Genomic DNA, 23303 nt, shown 5'->3' with positions numbered 1-23303 from the left:
CCTTCAGTCGGCGATCTCGACGATCGGGATTTTGGGGATGTCGCCGGCCTCGAAGGCCGACAGATCGACCTCGATCGCATCGGTGTCGAAGCGAACGGGCACGTCGAAGGCAAAGCCGGCGCTGACGACGGAGCCGGCCGGCGGAGCATGGCCGACGGCGAAGGTGATTAACCCGCTGGCATGATCGCAGGAGACGACCGCCGGCTGCGGCTTCGCGACGCCGTCGACGGCAATCAGCACTGTCCCCGCGACCGGCTTGGTGATGCGGCGGACATAGGGCGCGTGCAGGCCGCCATAGAGCTTGCAGAGCTGGAAGACCCGCGCGGCGCCGTCGCCGACGCCGATCTGCTGGTCGCTCGCTGCGGAGGTCGCCGAGGGCGCACAACTCTTCCAGTCGAGCCGATCGCGCCAACGGAAACCGTAGAGCCGGCCGCGCCGCTCCTCGAAGAATGCGACGACCTCGGCCAGGGCGTCGAGCGTCCGGATGCCGAAACCGGCATCGTAGCGTCGGCGCGAATGGGCCCAGCGGCTGTTGCGGACCTCCCGGCCCGAGGCCAGCGTCACGACCTGGGTCAGCCGCTCCGGTCCGCCGCGGGCGCCGCGCGCGATCCCCGTGGGAAAGCGCACCTCATGGAAGCCGCTCATGCCGCCTCTCCCTGTCCAGTCATGATATGCGCTTCAGAGCGCGCGATTGCCGCGCGCCACGGCCCGCGCGATCGCCGCCGAGACCTGGGCCTCGGAACGGCGGAAGCTGTCGGCATCGGGCGTCGAGACCTGGACGGTGACGCTGACCGGGCGCCGATCGCCGCCGCCACCGGCCCGCACGCCGAGCTTGCCATCGGGACCGCGCGACAGCGGCATGATCGCCTCTGCCCCGCGTTCGCCCATCAGCCCTAGTCCACGCCCCATGGCGAAATAGGAGGGCGCGGCGACGACGCCGCCATCGGCGAAGAACGAGACCGGCGAGCCGCCGCCACCTCCTCCACCGCCCATGCCGCCGGTGAAGAGCCCGGCCAGGCTGTTGATGCCGGAGCCGAGCCAGCTCGAGATCGTGTTCTGCAGCGGCTTCAGCGCCGATTTCAGCAGGCCCTGACTCAGCGAGCTGCCGATGCTGCGCAGCACGTCCTCGAAGCGCTTGCCCTCGATGATCCCGCTGGCGAAGGCCGTGGTGATCGACTTGCCGAAGGCCTGTGCCGACTTGCTCAGGCTCTGGGTCAGCGTGTTGAGGGAGCGCAGGCCACCGACGTCGAAGGAGGAGGAATCGTCTTCGTCAGCCATCGGCGCAGCCTTTCCACTCATCGTTACGGGAAACGGGGTCCGGATGAGCCCGCATCAGCGCGTCCAGCGTCAGCCGCGACGGCGGTTCGCCTGCCTCCGCTGGCCGATGGGCCTCGATCGCGGCGATGATTTCGCGTGGACTCGCCGCCCAGAAGGCGTCCGGCGTCCAGCGCAAGCGCCCGAGCCCGAAGGCCATCACCTCGCGCCAGGGGAAGGGAACCGCCGCCGGAGCACCTAGGTGACCGGCGGCGACGGAGGGCGGACCTCCGCCCCCTCGCCTGCCGGCGCGAAGGTGACGTCGAGCAAGGTGATCGCCGCGGCGATGGCGCCGTTGAGCCCGCCGTCGAAGGAAAGCGCTGCGACCTCATCCGTGGCCAGCGCACCGCCGGCACCGCGTAAGCCTGCAGAGAGGATGCGCGTGATGTCGCGGGCCGAGAGCCGGCCAGCCGCGAAGCGCTCGCCCAGCGCCGGCAGGTTCTCGACCGAAAACGCATCCTCGAGTTCGGCGAGCGCTCCCAGGGTGAGCCGCATCGGCAGCGCCCGCCCCTCCACCATCAGGGCGACTTCGCCCCTGTAGCGATTGACCATGCGGCCTCTCCTCAGGCGAGCGTGAAGGAGAGCTGCCCCGCCGATTCCAGCGAGAGCTCGAAAGTGACCTCGGCGGCATGGTCGCCGCGATATTCCAGCGTCGAGAGCTGGAACGGCCCGGTGATCACACCGAAATCGGGCACGATCACCTGCCAGTCGCGGATCGCGCCGTCGAAGAAGATCTGGCGGACCAGCGCGTCCGAAGCCTCGTCCTTGAAGATGCCAGCGCCGCTGATGCTGGCGCGGCGCATGCCCGCCCCAGCCAGCAATTCGCGCCAGCGTCCGGCCGACTCCGCGTGGGTGACGTCGACCGCCTCGGCATTGAAGGCGATCTGGCGGGCGCGCAGGCCCGCCACGGTGACGAAGCTGCCGCCGGCATCGGCGGCCTTGAGCAAGAGATCCTTGCCTTTCTGGGCAGGCATGGGCGGTCCTTTCGGCTGGTCAGAGGGCCTCGGTGACGGCTCGGAAGGTCAGCGTCACCGTCGGCAGATGGGTCTTGGGATCGCGGGCGAGCTTCGAGGACAGCCAGCCGAGATTGACCAGCCGGTGGCCCTCCGGCGCGGGCGCGGTGCCTTCCAGGCTGGCGACGATGCGTGCCGCCGCCTCGAGCGCCTTGCGCGAGGAGGTGCTCTCCCCGGCCCAAACGACGAGCGAGAGCTTCTGCTCGCAGCCGCGATCGCTCCCGGTCGACCAGTCCTCGGCCGTGACCTCGCCATGGACGACGTAGAGCCCGCTCGCGGCGCGTGGCGGCTCGTCATGGATGCGGCCGGCCCCGATCAGCGCGGTCAGCCCGGCATCGCCGGAGAGATGTGCGTGGATCGCCCGCCGCAGTGGCAAGATGGCGTCGCTCATCGGCTGACCTCCTCGACCAGGCAGATCAGGCGCCGGCGACCGCCATCGGGATCGCCGACCACGCGGATGTCGAAGACCTGGTCGCCATCGCACAGGCGCTGGCCGGCATCGACGCCGACACGCCAGCGCAGGGTGATGCGGTGGCTCACCGCCTGCTCGGGCCGCTCGCCGCGCCAGCGTTCATTCCCAGAAAGCCATTCGACCTGGGCCCAGACCGCAGCAACAATCTCGAAGCCGGTGAGCCGCCCGCCGGCGCCGTCCGGCGTCTCGACGGGCGCCTCCAACACCAGCCGGCGGCGCAATGCGCCGACGGGGCGGCCTTTACTGATCTCCCTGATCATCACAGCCTCACGCGGCGAAACGGGGCGACCAGCGCAGCAATCTCGGCGGGCAGCCGCGTCGCATCACGGCTGACCACGTCGCCGCGATGCTCGAACCAGCGGCAGGCCAAGCGAAGCACGGCCTGCCGGAGCGGCGCCGGCACCGTGTCACGCGTCGCGCCGAAGCCGGCGACAAGATCGATCTCGATCGCAGCATGGGCACGGCCGGGTGCAGGGACCGGACCTGCAATCCTGATCAGCGGCGGATCGGAGCCTTCGACCAGCGTCAGCGAAGACGATGCAACGGCCTCTGCAGGGCCACTCGCGGGATAGACGCGTGCCACCGTGAGGCTGCGCACCGGCGATAGCGGCAGACGGATCTCGCCACCCTGCGGCCAGGCGTCGAGCACGATTCGCCAGCGCTGCTCGATCAGCAGACGGCCGGACGTCGCCTCGATCATAAGCCTGGCCGCGGTGATCAAGGTACCGAGCAGTTCGTCCTCGTCCGCGGTGAGGATGCGCAGGAAATCCTTGGCTTCCGACAGCGAGACCGGCTCGATGGCCGGCGGCGTCAAAGCGAGCGGCGTCATGATCCCTCCTCTTTCGGGTTTGATCGGCGCCGTTGATGCGCTATCGAGCCCAGCCCGACAGCGGAGACGGCTCGATGCGTGGCAGAACGGCGATTGCACTGGCGGCCCTGGCGACGGCATTTGCCGCAGCCAGCCCCGCCTCGGCCGTGGTCGGCGGGCGCGAGGGCGGGCCTGTCGCCGGCGCGACCGTAATGGTTCTCAATGCGCGCGGCGGCGTCTGCACCGGCATCGTGCTGTCACGCCGCGCCATCCTCACCGCCGCCCATTGCGCCGACTCCCGCGTCGATCTGCGCATCCACTGGCGCGAAGGCGGCGAGCCGGTCCTGGTCGAGCCGACGGCGATCGCGCTGCACCCCGAGTTCAACGCCAAATCCGTCACGAACCGGCAGCGCTCGATCGACCTCGCCTTGGTCAGGCTCAGCGCGTCTTTGCCGGCGCGCTTCTCGACCGCGACGCTGGTCGATGGCGGCCTGCCGCGCGCCGGCTCGCCGGTGACGTTGTCAGGCTATGGCGTTGCCCGCGAGGGCGATGCGAAGACGACCGGCACCTATCGCTCGGCCGCGCTTGCGACCGTCGAGCCTTACGGGCCCGGCAAGATCCTGCTCTGGGCCTCCGATCCGGCGACCGGCGGCAAACGCCCCGGCGCCGGAGCCTGCCAGGGCGATTCCGGTGGGCCGATCGTCGCGGGCTCGGACGGCATCGTCGCCGTCTCCAGCTGGTCGACCGGCCCGTCCGGCAAGCAATGCGGCCTGCTCAGCCAGGGCGTGCTGGTCGCGCCGCAACGCGGCTGGATCGATCGGACGCTGGCGGGTTGGGGCGAGAGCGCCGACTGGACCGGAGCACCTTGATGGCCTGCGCTGCGAAGAGCACTGGACTGCGCCGCAGCAAACCCTAGACTGGCACCATGGCAATGATGGCCTCGACCATGACCTCTCCGAAGCGCGCCGCGACTGTCGCAATCGCTTTTTGCGCGGGCCTGCAGATGGCTGCGCCGGCCCAAGCGGTGATCGGCGGCGTACAGTCACGAGCCGTCGACGGCGTGCGCGCCTCGACCTTGCGGGTCGAGACCAGCCGCGGCGAGCTCTGCTCCGGCGCGGCGATCTCCTCCGAACTCGTGCTCACCGCGGCGCATTGCCTGATGACCGGCGGCTCGGTCCGCGTGATCAGCCTCGACAAGCGCTTCCGCAACCGCACGCATGCCGTCGCGGCCGTGCTGCCGCACCCGACCTTCGTGCCCGGCACGACGCCACGCACCCAGCCGGGCGCTGACCTCGCGCTGCTGCGCCTTGCCACGCCGCTGCCGGCCGACATCCAGCCACTGACGCTCGGCAGCGGCCTGTGGCAAGGCGAGACCGTGACCATGGCCGGCTTCGGCCTCGCCTCGGAGACGAACAAGAAGACGGCGCGCACGCTGCGCGAAGTCACCCTGGTCAACGCCGGCAACTACACCACCGCCAACACGGTCAAGGTCGCGGTCGACACCGAGAACCGAGGCGAGATCCTCGGTGCCGGCGCCTGCCGCGGCGATTCCGGCGGACCGGTGCTGCGCGGCCCGCCCGGATCGCGCGATCTCGTCGGCATCGTTTCCTGGTCGAGCGGGCCGCTAAGCTCGCGCGTCAAGATGATCTGCGGCGGCTTCACCGCGATCACGCCGATCAACGATCATCGCGCCTGGATCGCCGAGGCGAGCGAGCGGCTGCTCAACTACGGCGACGAACCGCGCCAGGCGGGCGAGAACGCACGCCCGAGCGCGAGCTACAGCTGGTGGTTCGGCCGCTGACGCGGCCGAAACGAACGCTCAGGCCGAGAACTTCAGCCCCTTGATCGCAGCGAAGTCCTGCACGCCGCCGCCGACGCGCTTGGTCGTGTAGAACAGCACGTGCGGCTTGGCGGAATAGGGATCGCGCAGGATGCGCACGCCCGCCCGGTCGACGACGAGATAGCCGCGCCGGAAGTCGCCGAAGGCGATCGAGACCGAGTCCGTCGCGACGTTCGGCATGTCCTCGGCCTCGACGACCGGAAAGCCGAGCAGCGTCGCCTGCGCGCCCGCCGCGGCCGGCGGCTGCCAGAGATACTGGCCGGTCGAGTCCTTGAACTTGCGCACCGCGGCCTGCGTCTTGCGGTTCATCACGAAGCTGGCGTTCTGGCGATAGCCGGCCTTCAGCGCATAGACGAGATCGACCAGGATGTCGGACGGGTTCGAGGCGGCAAAGGCGCCGGCGACGCCGGTCTTCAGCGTGCCGATATTGCCCCAGCTCCAGCTCGTGTCCGCAACGGTCGGATAGGCGAGGAAGCCCTTGGGCTTGTCGACGCCATCGCCCGTGACGAAGGCGGCGCCCTCCTGCTCGGCGAAGGCGCTCTCGACCTCCTCGGCAATCCACTGGTCGATGTCGACGATGGCGTCGTCGAGCAGGGTCTGCGTCGCCGCCGGCATGGCGTAGAGCTCCATCGCCGGGAAGGAGAGCTCGGCCAGCGTCGGCGTGCCGGTCTGTGGACGCGCCGCCGTCTCCGCCACCCAGCCGGAGGCCGGGCCGGTGGTCGAGAACGCCTTCTTGTAGGTGCCGGAGGAAATGGTGCGCACCGTCGCGATCGAACGGATCGGCGAGACGCTGGCGAGGCGCCGCAGGATCTCGCCTTCGACGGCCGAGGGCGCCAGATAGCCGCCATCCGGACCGGAGCCGGCCGATAGCGCCTTGGCTTCGAGCCGCTTCAGGCCGGTGGCCTCGCCATGGCGAACGTAAGAGGCGAAGGCCGCCTTGTGCTCGGCCACGGCCGGGTCGCGCTCGTCGCTCGCGCCCAGCGCCGGGCGGCGACTGTCGAGGCTGAGCCGGTCGAGCCGGCGGCGGGTCTCGTCGAGCGCACCGTCGAGGCGGGCGAGCTTCTCGCCGGTGAGCACGTCGCCGCCCATGCGGGTCTCGAGCTCGGCCAGGCGCTCGTCATTGGTGACGCGATAGGCCTCCAGCGTATAGCGCAGATCGTCATAGATGGCGGCGGCCTCGCCGGTCGCCTTGGTCTCGGGAGCCTGGTTCAGCGCAGTCATGGAATCTCCTGTGGTTCTGCGGCTTCAGGTAGTTTTCAGGCGAAGGCTGCATGGCTAGAGCCGGATCCGATCAGGTTGGAACAACCTGATCGGTGAATCCGTCTCTCACTTTGAGACAGAGGCCGTTTTTGCCGATCAGCTAGCGATGCAAGCTGATCGGAACGGGCTCTGGCGGGCGCAGCGCCTTGACGGCGCTGACCCGGGCCTGCGGCAGCATCGGGAAGGTGACGAGTGAGATCTCCCAGAGGTCGACCTTCTCCAGCCGGCGCAGGCCGGTGCGCGGTTCGCTGCGGGCACGCTGCGAGCGGAACCCGATCGAAAGCCCGTCGACGGCGCCGTCGCGCATCAGCGCATGCAGCTCGCGGGCCCGCGCCACGGCGAGCGAGAGCCGGCCGCGGACATAGAGGCCGCGCGAATCCTCGCGCAGTTCGAGCCAACGGCCGATCGGCTGCGTCGGATCATGCTGCCAGAGCATCCGGATGCCGCCGGCGCCGCGGCGGGCAAGGCTGTCGCGGAAGGCGCCAGGCTCGACCACGTCCTTGCCGAGATCGGCGATGCGGAACAGGCTGGCATAGCCCTCGAAGGCGCCGTCCGGCTCGATTCTCGCCAGCGGCTGCGCCAGGAACTTGGCCTCCCGCGCCAATGCGGGATAACCGGGCGTCGCGGTTCTCATCGCGCACCTCCCCGTCCGCTGCGGCCATTGGCGTCGAGCTGCCCGAGCGTCTCGAAGAAGCGGCCGAACACGTCGCGCGGCGGCTGGCGACCGGGACGCGGCGCCGCCGCGCTCGATCTGACAGCTGCCGGAGCCGGCCTGGGCGGCGATTTGCCACCAGTCTTGCTCATGAATCTCCTCCCTCGTAGCGAGCGTTGAAGCGGGCGAATTCGCGCACGAACTCGTCGAAGCGCCGGTTGGCGGCAATCAGCTCGCGCAGGACGAAGAGGGCGAGCCCGGTGGCGCAGAAGGCCCAGAGCAGCAGCGCGAGATGGCCGAGATCGCCGCGCGCGACGATCCCCGCCGCAGCTTCATCGAATGGGCTCATGACGACACCTCCCGGCGGCCGTAGCCGACCGCTTCGCGTTTCTCGTCTTCGCTAAGGAAGCCGGCGGCGGAGACCCGCCGCCAGAGAGATTCTCGCTCCTCCGCCAGCGCCTCGACGGCATCGAGATCGGGCTCGAGCACCAGCGCATCGCCGAAGGCCGGGCCGAGCCATTGCGCCAGCGACTGGGCCGTGCGCCTGACCAGCGGGATCAGCGTCTGGCGCCAGAAGGCGCGGTTGGCCTCGGCGAAGTTGGCGTGAGTGTTGTCGCCGGGCAGCCCGAGCAGCAGCGGCGGCACGCCGAAGGCGAGCGCGATCTCGCGGGCGGCGACGCCCTTGGCGGCGACGAAATCGAGCTCGGCCGGCGACAGCGACAGCGGCTTCCAGTCGAGCCCGCCTTCGAGCAGGAGCGGGCGCCCGGCATTGCGCGCGCCCTGGAAACCGTCCTCCAGCTCCTGCTTCAGCCGCTCGAACTGCGCCTCGGTCAGCGTGCCGCCTTCCGGCCCGTCATAGACCAGGGCGCCGGAGGGCCGCGCCGCATTGTCGAGCAGCGCCTTGTGCCAGGCGCCGGCGGCATTGTGGACATCGAGCGAGCAGGCGGCCGCCTCGACCGGCGAGAGACCGTAATGGTCGTCGACCGGATGGAACAGCGACAGATGCAGGATCGGCGGCAGCGCGCCCTCGTCCTGCCGGAAGCGGATGGTCTGGGCGCCGACCGTATAGTCATAGCTTTCAGGCCAGCCATCGCGGCCTGGGACGACGCGCATCCGGTCGGGCCGGAGCGCATAGAGCTCGCGCGGCTCGCGGTCGATACTTGCCGCCTCGACATAGGCATTCCCGGCGACGAGCAGGTGGCCGTAGAGCATCTCGCGGAAGGCGATGCCGCCCTGGCGCGGATTGGGCCGCTCGATCAGCGCCAGCGCCGGATGCTCCGGCATCTCGCGCCCATCGACCTTAGCGATCAGCTGAGTCTGCGCCGCCGCCTCGGCGATCAGCCGGACGCAGCGATGCACCACCGGATTGCGCTGGTAGCCCTCTCTTGCAAGGGCGCCGTAGTCGCGCGGCGTCCAGACCGGGCGGCCGGCCTCATGCAAGGCGATCAGCGGCCCGACGCGCGAGCGCTTCTGTTCCGGCGCGGCAGGACCGCGCAGGTTGCGAAGGAAATTGAGCATGGGTTTCTCGCTATGAAGTGCAGATCACGCTCGGGCTTGGCCCAGACATCCCATCAACCATCCGAGTCATCCCGGGCGACCGAAGGGAGACCCGGGATCCATTCCTGAGCTTCTCCGAAAGAGGTTCAGGCATGGATCCCGGATCTCCCTTCGGTCGTCCGGGATGACCTCGGAAGTTGGACTAAAGTCCCCTCACCCGCGGCCGGCCCTTCGGCCCGAGCATCAGATGCGTCAGCGCCCAGACCAGGGCGTCGAGCCGGTCGGGCGAGCGGCCTGAGCTCAGCCCCGTCGGGCCGAAGTCGCACATCTCGTCTTCCAGCGCGGGAAACGCGCCGGCATGACGGACCCGGCCCTGCGCATACAACGCCGCCACAGGCTCCGCCCGGAGGAATTTTCCGCGCGAGGCGCGAACCGGCGTCACCGGGACGCCCGGATCAACCTCGCGGATGACGCTTCCCGCCATCTCGCCGCCCTGGTTGACCTCGACGACCAGCGCATCGGCCTCCAGCCGGCGATAGAGCGCGACGGCCGCTTGAGCCCATTCATGCGGCCTGGCTCCGGCAAGCGTCCCATCCGCCAGCACATGGCCGATGCCGTCGCGATCGATCCCGGCTGCGACGAGCCCGCAGCTATCGGCCCGCTTCGACGAGGAGGCCGGCGGATCGATCGCCACCACGATCCGCGCCAGCGGCGGCGCTTCACCCTCGCGGCGCTCCTCGATCAGTGCTCGGCTCCAGAGCGCATCCGCGCTCTCCTCGACGATCTCGCCTTCGAGCTCCTGCCGGCCGAGCCGGGTGCCGCCATACGCCTGCTGCACGCTGTCGAGAAAACTCGGCGCCAGGTTGAAGCGGTTGGCGCTGGTCGCCGCCCGGCTGACCGCGACACGCGGGTCACCGAGCAACCGCTTGATCAGCGGCAGCGGACGCGGCGTCGTCGTCACCACCTGACGCGGCCGGTCGCCGAGTCTCAGGCCGAGTTGCAGCATGTCCCAGGTCTCCTGAAGGTTCGGCCACTTCGCCAGCTCGTCGGACCAGGCGGCGCCGAATTGCGGCCCGCGCAGTCCCTCCGGGTCCTCGGCGGTGAACACCTGCGCGATCGCGCCATTGCCCCATTCGAGCCGGCGGCGCGATGGCGACCAGACCGGCCTCTCCCAGCGATGATGGATCGCCAGCAGGCCGGAGACGCCCTCGATCATCACGTCGCGAACCTGCGCCTGCGTCTCACCGACGAGGGCAATACGACCGACGGGTTCGGTCGCGAACGGCCAGCGCCCCAGCGCCGCACCACGCACCCATTCGGCACCGGTTCGTGTCTTGCCGGCGCCTCGTCCGCCAAGAACGAGCCAAGTGAACCAATCGTCATGTGAGGCGGGGAATTGATCCACGCGCGCCCAAGTGGCCCAGGTCGTCAGGATAATCTGTTGTTCTTCAGGTGAGGCCGTCTCCATGAGGCGGCGCACCAGCCGTGCCCGCCTCCTCGGCGGCAAGGACCGCAAGACGGCGTCCAAGCTCTCGGCGAAGCTCATCGACCCGGCGCAATCCTTCGGCGGGGCTGGGCTCATCCTCGGATTTTCCTCCCTCCCCCGCTGCAGCAGAATCCAGTGCGACCAGCTCGCGCACGGTGCGAGCCAGCGTCGCCAGCGTCTTGGCGTCGACCTCACTTGCCGCGGCGCCAGCCGGCAGTTCGGCCAGGTGCGCCTCATGCGCTTCGAGCTGCGTCTGCGCCGCCTTCCAGAGCTTGCTGATCACCGCCTTGCGGCCGCTCGGCGCGGGCTTGCGCTTCGCCGCCGGCCGAGCCGGGGCGTTCTCGTCAGTCTCGTCGGTCATCGGAAACCTCGGCTCGGCCCGGACACGCAAAAGCCGCCGGCTGGGCAGCGCGGCGGCTTCGTTCGTCTCAGGCGCAATTCGTGAGCGTTCCCGATCTCTACCCGATCAGTGTCACGATGTCAAGGACAAAATTCCCAATTATATACTTGACAAAGCAATCTTCGACGGTATCCTGATACCGCGTGACAGGCCGGCATCATCGCCGCATCAATGCGACGGATTTGCAAAGTTGATTCGAGAATCAGCGTGACGAGTGCGATGACGCCCCGGTGACGAGGAACGCTGAATTATCCAGTGTGATAACTCAGTGGGTTAAGCGAAGCGTTTGACAGGTGGTCAATTTGGATGCTTGCTTATTTCCAACAAGGCAACGCGCACGCGCCACATGGCGCTAAGCGGAAAACCGCATAGCGTGCCAACGGGAGGAACAAGCAAGGTGAGCATTCGTTAACATTCTGTGGCGATGCTAGGACGCCGACGGCGCATCCTAGTTGGGCCCGTGAGGGCTCGCCAATTCCTGGCCCGAGAAGGCGTGCGCTGCTGGCAGGCGATTCGCACCCGTCGAAGGAACACGAGATGCTGAGTGATCGACGCAGAACGAGTCAAGGAGACGGCCCGGCCGTGTCCACAGACGATCTGTTCGCGCGCACGCTCAAGACCATGCTGAATTCGCCGCCCTCGCCGGCGGTGAAAAAAGAGGGGGCCCAAAGGCCCCCCAAGGTAGTAGCAGCTACTAAGACAGTCCGGCTCAGCGCTCGTAAACCAGCGCAGAGCCGGACTGACACACAAGGCCGATAGCGTGATGGCAGTCGGCCTTGTTGTGGTAGCCCTCGCCGGAGTTCGCAATCTTCCGATTGTTCGCGGCGTAGAGAGTCCACCGCCACTGGCGGTCAGCATCGATATAGACGACGTAGTACATGCCCGAATCTCCTGATCAGGCGGTTGCAGAAAGGCGGTATCTCTTCGAGTACCGCCACGACGGTGCGGAATGGGGTGTCGAGATAGCCGCCCGCTCCCCGGAAGAAGCCAAGCGCCGTCTCCAAGCGATGACTTGGGCCCGCTTTGAAGGCGAGATCAAAGCCAGTGCGCGCATTCCTGGCGCGGGCACGATCCACCGAATCGTCACGCGCTGCCGCCATCTTACCAAGCGAATTGGTTTGTAAATACCCTATCGTTGCATTGTCCACATAGCCGCCCACCGTATAAAGACTTGCTTATGTCTTTATGGAACGGCGCCAGCGCAAGAATGCCTTGGCGGTTTGCTTATGCGATCACGGCATTCGGAGGTCTGCGATAGGTAAGGCGCTTGCCGGTGATGCCCTTCAAGGCGTTCTCAGCGCGCATCGTGTCGTTGATGCCGAGCTTCACGCGGTTGTTGTAGCGAAAGTCGAACTCGGCAAGGTAACGGTGCAGGTGCTTCTCAGCGCAGTGCTGATAGATGCCCTTCATGCCGCGCTTGAAGATTGAGAAGACGCCTTCGATCGTGTTGGTGTGAACGTCGCCGCGAGCGTACTCCTTGGCGCTGTGGCGCACGGTGTCGTGGCGGGCGAACTCAGTGCCGACAACGGTGTAAAGGCGGCTCTCGTCCGTGTGCAGGCGGCTTTCGCGGCGAATGTTGGTGACGACGATCTCGCGCACGCTCTCAGCGTTGGCCTTATCGACATGGAAGGAACGAACACGGCCGCCGCGCTCGACCAGGGCGACGACCGCGCGCTTACCTGACGGGCCGCCCTTGCCCTTCTTGATGAAGGGCTCGCCGCGCGTGTTGAGTTTGGGCTGATACTCGGTCTTGCCGAAATAGGTTTCATCGGCCTCGACAATCTGGCCTTCACCGCCCATCGGGCCGCGCGTGTCATCACGCATGGCCTCGCGGATGCGGTGGCACATGAACCAAGCGGTCTTGTAGGTGACGCCAAGCATGCGGTGGAGCTGATGGGCGCTCATGCCCTTCTTGCTGGCGCACATGAGGTGCACGGCGAGCATCCACTTGTTGAGCGGGATTTTGGAGCGCTCGAACACGGTGCCGACCGTGACGGTGAACTGCTCGCGGCATTCGGCGCACTGATAGAGGCCGGCGCGGTGGGCTTTGCCCTTCAAGCCGGTGATCTTCGCAGGATCTGCATTGCCGCAATGAGGGCAGATCGCGCCGTTCGGCCAACGCTGCGCTTCAAGGTGCTCGCGGGCCTTGTCGGCGTCTGTGAAGATCGGGTTGTCGAGGGCGGCAGACATGGGCTTGCTCCTGTGGTTAGGAGCATAGCCCTAAGGTTTGCTTTGTCAAGTATATAATTGGGACAAAATTCCTATCTAACGGAGAGGCCTCAAACCTCCGTCTTCTCCACCCATTTGATCTGGGTCTGCGGCTGGTAGGCGTCCATCTTGTCGAGCAGCGCCGCCGGATCGGTCTCCATCATCGCCATGTCGCGATGAGCCTGCCACATGAAGCCGGCCTTCGTCGTGTTGTCGAGGAAGGCGGCGAGCGCGTCGTAGAATCCATCGATGTTGAGGAAGCCGAGCGGCTTGCCGTGGATGCCGAGCTGGCTCCACGTCCAGATCTCGAAGATCTCCTCGAAGGTGCCGATGCCACCAGACATGGCGATGAAGCCGTCGGAGAGCTCGGCCATGCGCGCCTTGCGGATGTGCATGGTCTCGACCACGTCGAGCCGGGTCAGCTTGTTGTGGCCGACCTCCTTCTCGCGCAGCGCCCGCGGGATCACGCCATGGACCTCGCCGCCGGCTTCGAGCGCGGCATTGGCGACGATGCCCATCAGGCCAACGGCACCGCCGCCATAGACCAGCGTCAGGCCGCGCTGGGCGATGGCCGTGCCCATGGCGCGGGCGCGCTCGGCATGGATGGGATCATGGCCCGGACTCGAGCCGCAGAAGACACAAACGGATTTCATGAGGCGAGTGCTTGCAAGATGCGGGCCCAAGAGCGCTGGCCCTTGTGGAAGGAGGACAGATCGTACTTCTCGTTCGGCGAGTGGACGCGGTCGTCGTCGAGGCCGAAGCCGACGAAGAGCGTATCGAGCCCGAGCGTGCGCTTGAAGTCGCCGCCGACGGGGATCGAGCCGCCGCTGCCGATCGAGACGACGCGGCCACCCCATTCCTCGGAGAGCGCCTTGCGCGCCTTCTGCAACACCGGCGAATCGACCGGCACCGCCAGCGCTGGCGAGCCGGAATGGCTGATGAACTCGGCGGTGACATCCTCCGGCAGGCGCTCGCGCACGAACTGGTGGAAGGCGGCGGCGATCTTGGCCGGGTCCTGATCGCCGACGAGGCGGAACGAGACCTTGGCCGAGGCCTTGGCGGCGATCACCGTCTTCGAGCCCTCCCCGGTATAGCCGCCCCAGATGCCATTGACGTCGCAGGTCGGGCGCGACTGGATCTGCTCGATCAGCATGCGGCCGCGCTCGCCGACCGAGTGCTTCAGCCCGACCTGGCCAAGAAATTCCTTCTCGGTCAGGTTGAGATCGGCCCATTCGGCCTTCTGCGCATTGGTCGGCTCGTGCACGCCGTCATAGAAGCCGGGGATGGTGATCCGGCCGGTCTCGTCATGGATCTCGGCGATGATCTTGGTCAGCACATGGATCGGGTTCGCGGCGGCGCCGCCGAACAGGCCCGAATGCAAGTCGCGATCGGCCGCGGTCAGCCTGACCTCCTGATAGACCATGCCGCGCAGGGTCGAGGTGATCAGCGGCGTGACGCGGTCCCACATGCCGGTGTCGCAGACCAGCGCGAAATCGGCCTTCAGCTCGGCGGCATTGGCCTTGATGAAGCCCGGCAGGTTGACCGAGCCGGATTCCTCCTCGCCCTCGACCAGGACGGTGAGGCCGATCGGCAGGTCGCCGGTCTCGGCGAGCGTGGCGCGAATCGCCTCGATGAAGGTCATGACCTGACCCTTGTCGTCGCAGGCGCCGCGGGCGAGGATCGCTTTCCGCCCGGGCTCGATCTCCTTGACCGCCGGCTTGAATGGGTCGTTGTCCCAGAGCTCGAGCGGATCGACCGGCTGGACGTCATAGTGGCCGTAGAACAGCGCATGCGGCGCGCCGGGCTTCGGGCGATGCGCAAGCACGACCGGATGGCCGCCGGTCTCGCGCAGTTCGGCCTTGAAGCCGAGGCCTTCCAGATCACGACGGAGCCATTCGGCTGCCTGGCGCGTCTGCGTATCGAAGGCCGGGTCGGTCCCGATCGAGGGGATTTCGAGCCAGGAGGAGAGGCGCGCCAGCGAAGCGTCGAGATCGGCGTCGAGGCGGGAGAGGACTGCGGGAAGCTGGGACATGGCACTCACTGGAGGCTGATTCCGGTGGCGACATCATGCCTAGTCGCGCGCACGATGCCAGCCGTCCTGACGCATAGCAGCTTGCGTCGCGGCGGCGTCTACAACTCGTCCATATCCTCAGGCCACATCCGTGCGCCGTGCAGGACGCGAAGAACCCGAATCTTGTCTGCGGTCACAGCATAGACGGCGATATAGGGCGTGCGCTGAACGACCAATTCGCGGGTCCCTGCGATCCTGCCTGGCCGACCGCTTTCCGGAAACCGAAGGAGCCGGCGCACGGCGAAAGCGATCCGCTCGTCGATCTCGGCGGCGGCCTTCGGATTGTCGGCTTCGATGTAGCTGAAGATCTCGTCGCGGTCGGCAAGAGCGAACGGCGACCAGACCAAGCGCATCATGCTTTACCGCCGGCCTTGCGAAGGGCCGCAGCACGGCGCTCGGCAAAACGGGCCTCGGCCTCGACGTCCTCGACATCGGGACGCTCATCCGCCAGCGCCTGGAGCACTTTCGCGCGGAACCAGGCGTCGTGCGCGTCACTATTGCTGACGAGTTCGAGAGGCAGCGCGCCCTCGTTTGCCGTCCGCGTCAGCAGAATGCGCACGGCGTCCGATACAGTCAGGCCCATGCCCTCGAGAACTGCCGTCGCGCGGTCCTTTACATCAGCATCGATACGCGCCTGCACCAAGGCATTCTGAGTCATGACGAGGCTCCCTGCAGGAGTCTCATGTAATGCATCTGAATGACAATGGCCAGATACAGCGTCTGATCTCGCTACCGCCGCCCGCCTGTTAGGCTCCCGAGCACACCACGCAGGATGGCGGTACCGACCTGCCGGCCGATCGAGGTGGCGGCCGAGCGCGCCGCCGAGGTGATGATCTTCTCGGTCATGCTCTGTGGCAGCGGGCCGCCACGGCTGCCCGGACCGGTCTTCGGGCGCTCCCGAGTGCCGCCCAGCCAGCCGCCGATCGTGTCGAGAATGCCGCCGCCGCCTTCGGTCGAAGCTTCGATCGGCGAGCCGTCGGCATTCATGCCCTTGCGCTTCATCAGCGCCTCATAGGCCGACTCGCGGTCGACCATGGTGTCGTATTTGCCGGTAAAGCCGGAGTCGCGCATGCATTGCGCCCGCTCCTGCGGCGTGACCGGGCCGACCTGCGCCATCGGCGGGGCGATCAGGCAGCGCTCGACCATGGTCGGCGAGCCCTTGCCTTCCAGCGTCGAGACCAGGGCCTCGCCGACGGCGAGCTGGGTGATCGCCTGCTCGGTGTTGATCTTCGGATTCTGCCGGAAGGTCTCGGCGGCAGCCCTGACTGCCTTCTGGTCACGCGGGGTGAAGGCGCGCAGCGCGTGCTGAACACGGTTGCCGAGCTGGGCCAGCACCGTATCGGGAATGTCGAGCGGGTTCTGGGTGACGAAGTAGACGCCGACGCCCTTGGAGCGGATCAGGCGCACGACCTGCTCGACCGCGGTCAACAGCGCCTTGGGCGCGCCGTTGAAGAGCAGATGCGCCTCGTCGAAGAAGAAGACGAGCTTGGGCTTGTCGAGATCGCCGACCTCGGGCAGCTGCTCGAACAGCTCGGAGAGCAGCCAGAGCAGGAAGGTGGCGTAGAGCCTGGGATTGGCCATCAACTTGTCGGCGGCCATGATGTTGATCACGCCACGGCCGTCGCGATCGGTCTTCATCAGGTCGTTGATATCGAGCGCCGGCTCGCCGAAGAACAGGTCGCCCTTCTGGTTCTCCAGCACGAGCAGAGCGCGCTGGATCGTGCCGACCGAGGCGGAGGTGACGTTGCCGTATTTGGTCGTCAGCTCCTGCGCGTTCTCGGCGATGAAGCTGAGGATCGCGCGCAGGTCCTTGAGGTCGAGCAGCAGCAGCTTCTGCTCGTCGGCGATGCGGAAGGCGATGTTGAGCACGCCTTCTTGCGTGTCGTTGAGGTCGAGCAGGCGCGCCAGCAGCAGCGGGCCCATCTCGGAGATGGTGGCGCGAACCGGGTGGCCCTGCTCGCCGAACACGTCCCAGAACACGGTGGTGAACTGGTCGGGCTCGTATTTGAGCCCAAGCTCCTCGGCGCGCTTGACGAAGGGCGGCTTGGAATTGCCGGGCGCGGCGATGCCGGAGAGGTCCCCCTTGATGTCGGCAGCGAAGACCGGCACGCCATGCTTGGCGAAGCCTTCCGCCAGCACCTGCAGCGTCACCGTCTTGCCGGTGCCGGTTGCGCCGGTCACCAGGCCGTGGCGGTTCGCGAGCTTGAGCAGCAGCACCTCCGGCTTCTCGCTCTTGCCGATCAGGATCGTGCCGTCATCCGCCATGGTCGCGCCTGTTCCGTTGCCATAAGGTCGTGCAAGGGATGTAGCGAAACGCGAGGTTGGGCGGAAGCATGAAGATCGCTTCCATCCAAGATAGTTTATGTGTAAACTATCTTGAGAGCACCAGCAGGCTCGTCATAAGAGGATCGCACGATGGAAGAACTGATCTCCCGCATCACGGCCGTTTCCGGCCTCGACGAGTCGCTGGCGAAGAAGGCGATCGGCATCATCCTCGCCTTCCTGCAGAAGGAAGGCCCTGCGGCGGAGATCGGCCAGCTGATGGCGGCGCTGCCGGGCGCGCAGGAACTCGCCGAGACCGAGGGCGGCGCCAAGGGCGGGCTTCTCGGCACGATCGGCGGCCTGATGGGCGGTGGCGGCGGCGTGATGGCGCTCGGCGGCCAGCTGATGGGCGCCGGCCTGTCGATGGGCCAGATCCAGAGCGTCTCGAAGGAGATGTTCGCCGTCGGCCGCGAGCAGGCGGGCGAGGACACGATGGGTGCGATCGTCGGCGCGATCCCGGGCCTCGGCCAGTTCGTCTGAGCCAACGCAACCCTCACAAGTTTCCGGAACGCCGCCCTATCGGGCGGCGTTTTCGTTTGCAGGCATAGGAGTTCCCTGTCGCGGGGATCGGCATTTCGGCACGGCTTTCCGACCAAGGGGGCATTTGCGTTCGCGCCGAGCCATGGCAATCAGGACTTCGCGGTTGCACAATGGACCGCCAACTGGCGTGTGCTCCACCGCCTGACGGAAGTGGCGGGAGGAACGCGTGCAAGGAGTTCGTTGCTGATGACCTCGACAGTCCTCGCCGATCTGCCCTTCATGGACGCCTTCGCCACGCCGGGCGAAGCGCAGTGGCGTGCCGCGGTCGACAAGGTGCTGAAGGGCGCCGATTTCGAGAAGAAACTGGTCGGGCGGACGGCGGACGGTGTCCGGATCGAACCGCTCTACGAGGCGGCAGCCGAGGAGGGCGCACGCCCGCTGCGCGCCGAGGCCGGACGTTGGCGCGTCGCGGCGCGCGTCGATCACCCTGATACGGCTGAGGCAGCAAAGCTCGCTCTCGCCGAACTGGAAGGCGGCGCCGATTCTCTCAGCCTGAGTTTCGCCGGCGCGCCCGCGGCGCGCGGCTTCGGCCTCCAGGCGACGACTGTCGAAGAACTCGACGCCGTCCTCGACGGCGTCATGCTCGATCTCGTCCGCCTGCGGCTCGATCCATCGCCTGGCGGTCGCAAGCAGGCGCTGCTGCTGGCCGATCTGGCCGGGAAGCGCGGCCATGCCCCCTCCTCCCTCCAGATCGATTTCGGCATGGAGCCGATCGGCGTACTGGCGAGCTCGGGGGCGCTCACCCCCTCCTTGCCCGAGCTCGGCAAGCGCATTGCCGAGACGATCGCCGCGCTGAAGGCGCGCGGCTTTGCCGGTCCCTTCCTCGCCGCCGATGGCCGGATCTGGCATGAGGCCGGCGCAACCGAGGCGCAGGAGCTCGGCGCTGTGCTGGCCACGGCGGTGACCTATCTGCGTCTGCTGGAAGCTGAAGGACTCCCGCTCGCCGAGGCGCGCGACGCCATTTCCTTCACCCTCGTCGCCGATGCCGACGAATTCGTCACCGTTGCCAAGTTGCGCGCCGCGCGGCTGCTCTGGGATCGGGTGCAGCGCGCCTGCGGGCTCGACCCCAAGCCCGTGTTTATTCATGCCGAGACGGCGTGGCGCTCGCTGACACGGCGCGACCCCTGGGTAAACCTCCTGCGCGGCACCATCGCCGCCTTCTCGGCCGGCATCGGCGGGGCGGATTCGATCGGCGTGCAGCCCTTCACTGCGGCGCTCGGCCTGCCCGACGGCTTCGCCCGGCGCATCGCCCGCAATACCCAATTGATCCTGCTGGAAGAAGCCAATCTCTGGCGCGTCGCCGATCCGGCCGCCGGGGCCGGCGGCTTCGAGGCACTGACACAGGCGCTATGCGAACAGGGCTGGCGCAAGTTCCAGGATCTCGAAGCCGAAAACTCCGGAGACCTGACCGGCATCGTCAGCGCACTCGCCAACGGCCATATCCAGAAGGGGCTGGCGCGAGAACGCGACGCCCGGGCCAAGGCGATCGCGACCCGGCGCGAGCCGATCACCGGCACCAGCGAGTTCCCGAACCTGTCGGAAGCCTCGGTCGCGGTGCTGGCACCGCCGCCGGCAGCCACGCCGAGCAGCGACACGAGCGGTGATGCGATCACCGTGGAAGCCCTGCCGAGCATCCGTTTGGCCGAGCCGTTCGAGGCGCTGCGCGCCAGCGCCGACATTGCGGAAGCTGCCGGTGAGCGGCCGAAAGCCTTCCTCGCCACGCTGGGGCCGATCGCCGGCTTCACCGCCCGCTCGGGCTTCGCCCGCAACCTGTTCGAGGCCGGCGGCATCGCCGCGCCCTCCGGCGACGGCTTCGCCAAGGCCGGCGCGACCGATCTCGACGCGCTCGTCGCGGCCTTCCGGTCCTCCGGTGCAAAGCTCGCCTGCCTGTGCGGCTCGGATGACAGCTATGCCGCCGAGGCAGTCGCTGCTGCGAAAGCGCTGACCGCGGCTGGCGCAACCGTCTGGCTCGCCGGCCGCCCGGGCGACCAGGAGGCAGCGCTGCGCGAAGCCGGTGTGACGAACTTCGTCTTCGCGGGCGGCGACGCCATCGCCGTGCTGCAGGACGCGCTGGCGATCGCCATATCCCCGGTCAGCACCAGCAAGGGATAAGCATGCCGATCGCTCTCACCATCGCCGGCTCCGACTCCAGCGGCGGCGCCGGCATCCAAGCCGACCTCAAGACCTTCGCGGCGCATCAGGTCTACGGCGCCAGCGTCATCGTCGCGCTGACCGCGCAGAACACCACCGCAGTGACGGCGATCCATCCGGTGCCGGCCGATTTCGTCGCCGCCCAGCTCGATGCCGTCTTCGATGACCTTGCGGTCGATGCGGTCAAAATCGGCATGCTCGCCACCGCCGAGCTGATCGAGACCGTCGCCGACGGGCTGGAACGCCACAATGCCAAGAACATCGTGCTCGACCCGGTGATGATCGCGGCCTCCGGCGGACGCCTCCTGCGCGAAGACGCGATCGAGGCGCTGAAGCGCCGCCTGCTGCCGCTCTGCACGATCGTGACGCCGAACCTGCCCGAGGCAGCCGCCCTGCTCGGAACCGCCATGGCGGAAACCGAGGATGCCGCGGCCGAGCAGGCCGAAGCGCTACTCGCGCTCGGCCCGGCCAATGTGCTGGTCAAGGGCGGCCATGGCACCGGCGACGACAGCGTCGACATCCTGGTCGGCAAGGACGGTCGGCACGAGCGCCTGGTCGCGCCACGCATCGCCACGCAGAACACCCACGGCACCGGCTGCACGCTGTCCTCGGCGATCGCGTCGGGCCTCGCCCATGGCATCGCCCTCAACGAGGCGGTGGTGCTGGCGAAACGCTATATCTCGGCAGCGATCGCGGCCTCGGACACGGTCAAGGTTGGCCGCGGCCACGGACCGGTGCATCATTTCCACCATTGGTGGGACAGGACAGACGGGAGCAAGCCATGACCGCGATCCCGGATTTCACGAAGCTCGCCTTCGCCGACACGACGGCGACCGCGACCACTCCGCAGAGCACGGGCGATCTCTGGCAAACGCCGGAGGATATCCCGGTCAAGCCGCTTTACACCGCGGCCGATCGTGACGGCCTGCCCTTCGTCGACACATTGCCCGGCATCGCGCCCTATCTGCGCGGCCCCTACCCGACCATGTACGTCAACCAGCCCTGGACGATCCGGCAATATGCCGGCTTCTCCACGGCAGAAGACTCGAACGCCTTCTATCGGCGCAATCTCGCAGCCGGCCAGAAGGGCCTTTCGGTCGCCTTCGACCTCGCCACCCATCGCGGCTACGACAGCGACCACCCGCGCGTCGGCGGTGATGTCGGCATGGCCGGCGTCGCGATCGACTCGATCTACGACATGCGCACGCTGTTCTCCGGCATCCCGCTCGACCAGATGAGCGTCTCGATGACGATGAACGGCGCCGTGCTGCCGGTGCTGGCGCTCTACATCGTCGCGGCGGAAGAACAGGGGGTGCCGGCGGCCAAGCTCTCGGGGACGATCCAGAACGACATCCTCAAGGAGTTCATGGTCCGCAACACCTATATCTACCCGCCCTCGCCCTCGATGCGGATCATCGGCGACATCTTCGCCTACACCTCGGCGAACATGCCGAAGTTCAATTCGATCTCGATCTCCGGCTACCATATGCAGGAGGCCGGAGCGACGCAGGACCTCGAGCTCGGCTACACCCTCGCCGACGGCGTCGAATACATCCGCGCCGGGCAACGGGCGGGCCTAGGCGTCGACGTCTTCGCGCCGCGGCTCTCCTTCTTCTGGGCCATCGGCATGAACTTCTTCATGGAGGTGGCGAAGCTGCGGGCGGCCCGACTGATCTGGGCCAAGCTGGTCAAGGATTTTGGGGCACAGAACGAGAAGTCGCTTCCCCTGCGCACCCATTGCCAGACCTCGGGCTGGTCGCTGACGGCGCAGGACGTCTTCAACAACGTGCCGCGCACCATGATCGAGGCGATGGCGGCGACGCAGGGGCATACCCAGTCGCTGCACACCAACGCGCTCGACGAGGCGCTGGCGCTGCCGACCGATTTCTCCGCCCGCATCGCCCGCAACACCCAGATCGTGCTGCAGCAGGAGAGCGGCACCAACCGGATCATCGATCCCTGGGGCGGTTCCTATTATGTCGAACGGCTGACCGCGGAACTCGCCGCCAAGGCCTGGGGCCACATTCAGGAGGTCGAGAAGCTCGGCGGCATGGCCAAGGCGATCGAGGCCGGCATCCCCAAGCTCCGGATCGAGGAGGCCGCGGCCAAGACGCAGGCGCGCATCGACGGCCGCCAGCAATCGATCATCGGCGTCAACATCTTCAAGCCGGAAAACGAGGCGGCGATCGACGTGCTCAAGGTCGACAATGCCTCGGTCCGCGCCCAGCAGCTCGACAAGCTCCGGCGACTCAAGGCCGAGCGCAACGAGGCCGAGACGCAAGCGGCGCTCATCGCGCTGACCAATGGCGCACAGGGCGGCGGCAATCTGCTCGACCTCGCCGTGAAGGCGGCACGGGCGAAGGCGACCGTCGGCGAGATCTCGCTGGCGATGGAGCAGGTCTTCGGGCGTCACCGCGCCGAGATCAAGGCGATCTCGGGCGTCTACAAGCGGGAGGTCGGCGAGATGAACCCTGCCGTGACGCGCGTGCAGTTGATGTGCGAGGCCTTCGAGGAGGCGGACGGGCGCCGCCCGCGCATCCTCGTCGCCAAGATGGGCCAGGACGGCCACGATCGCGGCCAGAAGGTGATCGCCTCAGCCTTCGCCGATCTCGGCTTCGACGTCGACATCGGCCCGCTCTTCGCCACGCCCGACGAGGCGGCGCGGCAGGCTGTCGAGAACGACGTCCACATCGTCGGCGTCTCTTCGCTGGCAGCCGGGCATCTGACGCTGGTGCCAGAACTGAAAGCCGCGCTCGCCAGCGCCGGCCGGCCGGACATCATGATCGTGGTTGGCGGCGTGATCCCGCCGCAGGATTTCGACGCCCTGATCGAAGCCGGCGCGAGCGCGATCTTCCCGCCCGGCACCGTCATCGCCGACGCGGCCGAGAAACTGCTGGAAGAGCTCAACCAGCGCCTGGGCTACTCGCAGAAAAACGCGGCGGAGTGATCCGCCGCGCTCTCTTGGCTTTCAGAGCTTACCAGCCGCCGCGCCAGCGGTGATAATAGCGCGGCGGGGGCGGCGGGCCGTAGAAGCGCGGACCCTCGTAGTGGCGGCGCCAGCGCGGCACGCCCCAGTAGCCATAGGCTGGCGGCGCACGCCAGCCATAGCCGGGACCGTCATAGTAGGCCTGCTGGATCAGGACGCCGGCCTGCGCCTCGCTGGGCGATGCCGCGCTGATCCCGAGCGCGGCGGCAGCGATGAGGCCGGCAGAAGCGAGAGTGCGAAACATCGTGATGTCTCCTTGTGCCGGAGCAGGAAGGCTTCCCGC

General features: G+C 67.6%; 29 protein-coding genes and 1 pseudogene. 7 read left to right on the top strand and 23 right to left on the bottom strand.

Translation table 11 applies throughout. The features are described from left to right. Window positions 1-3: 3 nt before the first annotated feature. From GV161_RS19760 to GV161_RS19725, 8 genes and pseudogenes are all read right to left on the bottom strand, one after another. The gene (locus tag GV161_RS19760; RefSeq protein WP_152017293.1) at window positions 4-645 is read right to left on the bottom strand and encodes a DUF2460 domain-containing protein; all 642 of its coding nucleotides are present in this window, start codon (window positions 643-645) and stop codon (window positions 4-6) included. Between the two features lie 33 nt (window positions 646-678). After that, complete coding sequence (locus GV161_RS19755) at window positions 679-1278, bottom strand: phage tail tape measure protein (protein ID WP_244624278.1); 600 nt, start codon at window positions 1276-1278, stop codon at window positions 679-681. Then, window positions 1271-1480, bottom strand: a pseudogene (locus GV161_RS19750) (phage tail assembly chaperone); the annotation flags it as partial. The gene GV161_RS19755 and the pseudogene GV161_RS19750, both read right to left, overlap by 8 nt. A gap of 32 nt (window positions 1481-1512) precedes the next feature. Further along, window positions 1513-1866, bottom strand: coding sequence for a gene transfer agent family protein (locus GV161_RS19745; protein WP_152017291.1), 354 nt, complete (start codon window positions 1864-1866; stop codon window positions 1513-1515). An 11-nt stretch (window positions 1867-1877) separates the two neighbouring features. Beyond that, window positions 1878-2288 (bottom strand): phage major tail protein, TP901-1 family, encoded by a 411-nt coding sequence (locus GV161_RS19740; protein ID WP_091831012.1) that lies wholly within the window; start codon window positions 2286-2288, stop codon window positions 1878-1880. Between the two features lie 19 nt (window positions 2289-2307). After that, complete coding sequence (locus tag GV161_RS19735; protein ID WP_152017290.1) at window positions 2308-2718, bottom strand: DUF3168 domain-containing protein; 411 nt, start codon at window positions 2716-2718, stop codon at window positions 2308-2310. After that, window positions 2715-3059: a phage head closure protein gene (locus GV161_RS19730; protein ID WP_152017289.1), complete on the bottom strand. Its 345-nt coding sequence runs from the start codon at window positions 3057-3059 to the stop codon at window positions 2715-2717. Before GV161_RS19730 ends, GV161_RS19735 begins: the two co-directional genes overlap by 4 nt. Beyond that, on the bottom strand, window positions 3059-3628 hold the full coding sequence (locus GV161_RS19725; protein WP_159650300.1) for a hypothetical protein: 570 nt from the start codon (window positions 3626-3628) through the stop codon (window positions 3059-3061). The genes GV161_RS19730 and GV161_RS19725 overlap by 1 nt, the downstream gene beginning before the upstream one ends. Window positions 3629-3702: 74 nt before the next feature. Between GV161_RS19725 and GV161_RS19720 the strand changes: the two genes are divergently transcribed. After that, window positions 3703-4476, top strand: coding sequence for a trypsin-like serine protease (locus tag GV161_RS19720; protein WP_152017287.1), 774 nt, complete (start codon window positions 3703-3705; stop codon window positions 4474-4476). A 77-nt stretch (window positions 4477-4553) separates the two neighbouring features. Then, complete coding sequence (locus GV161_RS19715; protein ID WP_152017286.1) at window positions 4554-5408, top strand: trypsin-like serine protease; 855 nt, start codon at window positions 4554-4556, stop codon at window positions 5406-5408. An 18-nt stretch (window positions 5409-5426) separates the two neighbouring features. Here the strand turns inward: GV161_RS19715 and GV161_RS19710 are convergent, their stop codons facing one another. The 8 genes from GV161_RS19710 to GV161_RS19675 all read right to left on the bottom strand — a co-directional run bounded on the left by GV161_RS19710 (window position 5427) and on the right by GV161_RS19675 (window position 11622). Next, window positions 5427-6668 (bottom strand): phage major capsid protein, encoded by a 1242-nt coding sequence (locus GV161_RS19710; protein ID WP_152017285.1) that lies wholly within the window; start codon window positions 6666-6668, stop codon window positions 5427-5429. 139 nt (window positions 6669-6807) lie between these two features. Further along, complete coding sequence (locus tag GV161_RS19705; RefSeq protein WP_152017284.1) at window positions 6808-7341, bottom strand: HK97 family phage prohead protease; 534 nt, start codon at window positions 7339-7341, stop codon at window positions 6808-6810. Further along, a complete protein-coding gene (locus tag GV161_RS19700) occupies window positions 7338-7511 on the bottom strand; it encodes a hypothetical protein (RefSeq protein ID WP_159650299.1) in 174 nt (57 codons plus the stop codon). Before GV161_RS19700 ends, GV161_RS19705 begins: the two co-directional genes overlap by 4 nt. Then, window positions 7508-7708 carry a hypothetical protein gene (locus GV161_RS19695; protein ID WP_152017283.1) on the bottom strand — a complete coding sequence of 67 codons (201 nt, stop codon included), beginning with the start codon at window positions 7706-7708 and terminating at the stop codon, window positions 7508-7510. The genes GV161_RS19700 and GV161_RS19695 overlap by 4 nt, the downstream gene beginning before the upstream one ends. After that, window positions 7705-8877 (bottom strand): phage portal protein, encoded by a 1173-nt coding sequence (locus tag GV161_RS19690; protein WP_152017282.1) that lies wholly within the window; start codon window positions 8875-8877, stop codon window positions 7705-7707. Before GV161_RS19690 ends, GV161_RS19695 begins: the two co-directional genes overlap by 4 nt. Before the next feature lie 181 nt (window positions 8878-9058). Then, on the bottom strand, window positions 9059-10324 hold the full coding sequence (locus GV161_RS19685) for a terminase family protein (RefSeq protein WP_152017544.1): 1266 nt from the start codon (window positions 10322-10324) through the stop codon (window positions 9059-9061). Continuing rightward, on the bottom strand, window positions 10305-10703 hold the full coding sequence (locus GV161_RS19680) for a hypothetical protein (RefSeq protein WP_152017281.1): 399 nt from the start codon (window positions 10701-10703) through the stop codon (window positions 10305-10307). Before GV161_RS19680 ends, GV161_RS19685 begins: the two co-directional genes overlap by 20 nt. Before the next feature lie 748 nt (window positions 10704-11451). Further along, window positions 11452-11622 carry a DUF1508 domain-containing protein gene (locus GV161_RS19675; protein WP_152017280.1) on the bottom strand — a complete coding sequence of 57 codons (171 nt, stop codon included), beginning with the start codon at window positions 11620-11622 and terminating at the stop codon, window positions 11452-11454. On the opposite strand from GV161_RS19675, the gene GV161_RS19670 reads away from it, so the two are divergent. Next, window positions 11621-11866: a hypothetical protein gene (locus GV161_RS19670; protein ID WP_152017279.1), complete on the top strand. Its 246-nt coding sequence runs from the start codon at window positions 11621-11623 to the stop codon at window positions 11864-11866. The genes GV161_RS19675 and GV161_RS19670 overlap by 2 nt on opposite strands. 100 nt (window positions 11867-11966) lie before the next feature. Here GV161_RS19670 and GV161_RS19665 read toward each other — a convergent pair whose 3' ends face one another. From GV161_RS19665 to GV161_RS19640, 6 genes are all read right to left on the bottom strand, one after another. Further along, a complete protein-coding gene (locus GV161_RS19665; protein WP_152017278.1) occupies window positions 11967-12932 on the bottom strand; it encodes an IS1595 family transposase in 966 nt (321 codons plus the stop codon). Between the two features lie 89 nt (window positions 12933-13021). Beyond that, window positions 13022-13603: a TIGR00730 family Rossman fold protein gene (locus GV161_RS19660; RefSeq protein ID WP_152017277.1), complete on the bottom strand. Its 582-nt coding sequence runs from the start codon at window positions 13601-13603 to the stop codon at window positions 13022-13024. Beyond that, window positions 13600-14982, bottom strand: coding sequence for a M20/M25/M40 family metallo-hydrolase (locus GV161_RS19655; RefSeq protein ID WP_152017276.1), 1383 nt, complete (start codon window positions 14980-14982; stop codon window positions 13600-13602). The genes GV161_RS19660 and GV161_RS19655 overlap by 4 nt, the downstream gene beginning before the upstream one ends. Window positions 14983-15080: 98 nt before the next feature. Continuing rightward, entirely contained in the window at window positions 15081-15374 is a 294-nt protein-coding gene (locus GV161_RS19650) for a type II toxin-antitoxin system RelE/ParE family toxin (RefSeq protein ID WP_152017543.1), read from the bottom strand. Next, window positions 15374-15679, bottom strand: a complete 306-nt coding sequence (locus GV161_RS19645) for a type II toxin-antitoxin system RelB/DinJ family antitoxin (RefSeq protein ID WP_152017275.1) — start codon at window positions 15677-15679, stop codon at window positions 15374-15376. The genes GV161_RS19650 and GV161_RS19645 overlap by 1 nt, the downstream gene beginning before the upstream one ends. A gap of 71 nt (window positions 15680-15750) precedes the next feature. Beyond that, the gene (locus GV161_RS19640; protein WP_152017274.1) at window positions 15751-17286 is read right to left on the bottom strand and encodes a helicase HerA-like domain-containing protein; all 1536 of its coding nucleotides are present in this window, start codon (window positions 17284-17286) and stop codon (window positions 15751-15753) included. A 150-nt stretch (window positions 17287-17436) separates the two neighbouring features. Between GV161_RS19640 and GV161_RS19635 the strand changes: the two genes are divergently transcribed. The 4 genes from GV161_RS19635 to scpA all read left to right on the top strand — a co-directional run bounded on the left by GV161_RS19635 (window position 17437) and on the right by scpA (window position 22981). Continuing rightward, window positions 17437-17823, top strand: a complete 387-nt coding sequence (locus tag GV161_RS19635; protein WP_152017273.1) for a DUF2267 domain-containing protein — start codon at window positions 17437-17439, stop codon at window positions 17821-17823. A gap of 246 nt (window positions 17824-18069) precedes the next feature. Beyond that, complete coding sequence (locus tag GV161_RS19630) at window positions 18070-19995, top strand: methylmalonyl-CoA mutase subunit beta (RefSeq protein ID WP_244624277.1); 1926 nt, start codon at window positions 18070-18072, stop codon at window positions 19993-19995. Further along, window positions 19992-20819 (top strand): bifunctional hydroxymethylpyrimidine kinase/phosphomethylpyrimidine kinase, encoded by an 828-nt coding sequence (gene thiD / locus GV161_RS19625; RefSeq protein ID WP_280179066.1) that lies wholly within the window; start codon window positions 19992-19994, stop codon window positions 20817-20819. Before GV161_RS19630 ends, thiD begins: the two co-directional genes overlap by 4 nt. Continuing rightward, window positions 20816-22981: a methylmalonyl-CoA mutase gene (gene scpA, locus GV161_RS19620; RefSeq protein ID WP_152017271.1), complete on the top strand. Its 2166-nt coding sequence runs from the start codon at window positions 20816-20818 to the stop codon at window positions 22979-22981. Before thiD ends, scpA begins: the two co-directional genes overlap by 4 nt. A gap of 28 nt (window positions 22982-23009) precedes the next feature. Here scpA and GV161_RS19615 read toward each other — a convergent pair whose 3' ends face one another. Next, a complete protein-coding gene (locus GV161_RS19615) occupies window positions 23010-23264 on the bottom strand; it encodes a hypothetical protein (protein ID WP_152017270.1) in 255 nt (84 codons plus the stop codon). Between the last annotated feature and the right edge of the window lie 39 nt (window positions 23265-23303).

It is taken from the genome of Bosea sp. 29B, assembly GCF_902506165.1.
GTDB lineage: Bacteria > Pseudomonadota > Alphaproteobacteria > Rhizobiales > Beijerinckiaceae > Allobosea.
This window is presented reverse-complemented; position numbering and strand designations above follow the sequence as displayed.